Raw genomic sequence first — 1,034 nt, 5'->3', positions numbered from 1 at the left:
CCTGAAACCTGAAACCTGAAACCTGAAACCTGAAACCTGAAACCTGAAACCTGAAACCTGAAACCTGAAACCTGAAACCTGAAATCTGAAACCTGAAACCTGAAATCTGAAATCTGAAATCTGATACCTGAAATCTGAAATCTGATACCTGATACCTGATACCTATGTTATAATCCCCGCAATTTTTGACTTTCAGTAAGTAACAACGCAATGACACTTGATGATATTCGTATCGTATTAGTTAACACATCACATTCTGGTAATATTGGCTCAGCGGCACGTGCTATGAAAACGATGGGCTTATCAAATTTATATCTAGTTGATCCTGCTTGTGAAATTGATAGTCATGCGAGTGCGCTTGCTGCCGGTGCAACGGATGTTTTAGGAAAAGCAGTTGTTGTTGATACGTTAGCTGATGCAATTGCCGATTGTGGCTTAACAATTGGTACCAGCGCACGCTCACGTACTTTATCTTGGCCTATGGTTGAGCCGCGTGAATGTGGTGAAAAATTAGTGGCTGAGGCTGAACATGGCCCTGTTGCACTTGTGTTTGGTCGTGAAAACAGTGGTTTAACGAACGAAGAACTACAACAATGTAACTACCACGTATGTATTCCTGCAAACCCTGAATACAGCTCACTAAATCTAGCAATGGCCGTGCAAACGCTATGTTATGAAACACGTATGGCATATTTAAATAAACAGCCAAAAGTACAAGAAGAAGACGAAGCAACCTACCCAAATGCGAAGCAAACTGAGCTGTTCTACGAGCATTTAGAGCAAACGCTAAACGACACAGGTTTTATCATCAAGCAACACCCTGGCATGGTGATGACTAAACTACGTCGCTTATTTAACCGCGCACGTCCAGAAGAAGCTGAGATGAACATCTTACGCGGTATTCTTACCTCAATTAATAAGTCTATTAAATAAGTTTAGGTTATAAGCTTTATTCATCATAATACTTGACTAAATTACTCAGGTAATTAAAATGTACTCAATACTTGACCAAAAAGGTCAGGTATTGATGCTGA

At 40.2% G+C, this 1,034-nt stretch carries 1 protein-coding gene; it reads left to right on the top strand.

Features of this window, described 5'->3' with window-relative positions:
• Positions 1–210 precede the first annotated feature (210 nt).
• Positions 211–933, top strand: coding sequence for a tRNA (cytosine(32)/uridine(32)-2'-O)-methyltransferase TrmJ (trmJ, locus tag MTF66_RS38320; RefSeq protein ID WP_248530344.1), 723 nt, complete (start codon positions 211–213; stop codon positions 931–933).
• Positions 934–1,034: the final 101 nt, after the last annotated feature.

The organism is Pseudoalteromonas sp. 2CM39R (assembly GCF_023161845.1).
This window is presented reverse-complemented; position numbering and strand designations above follow the sequence as displayed.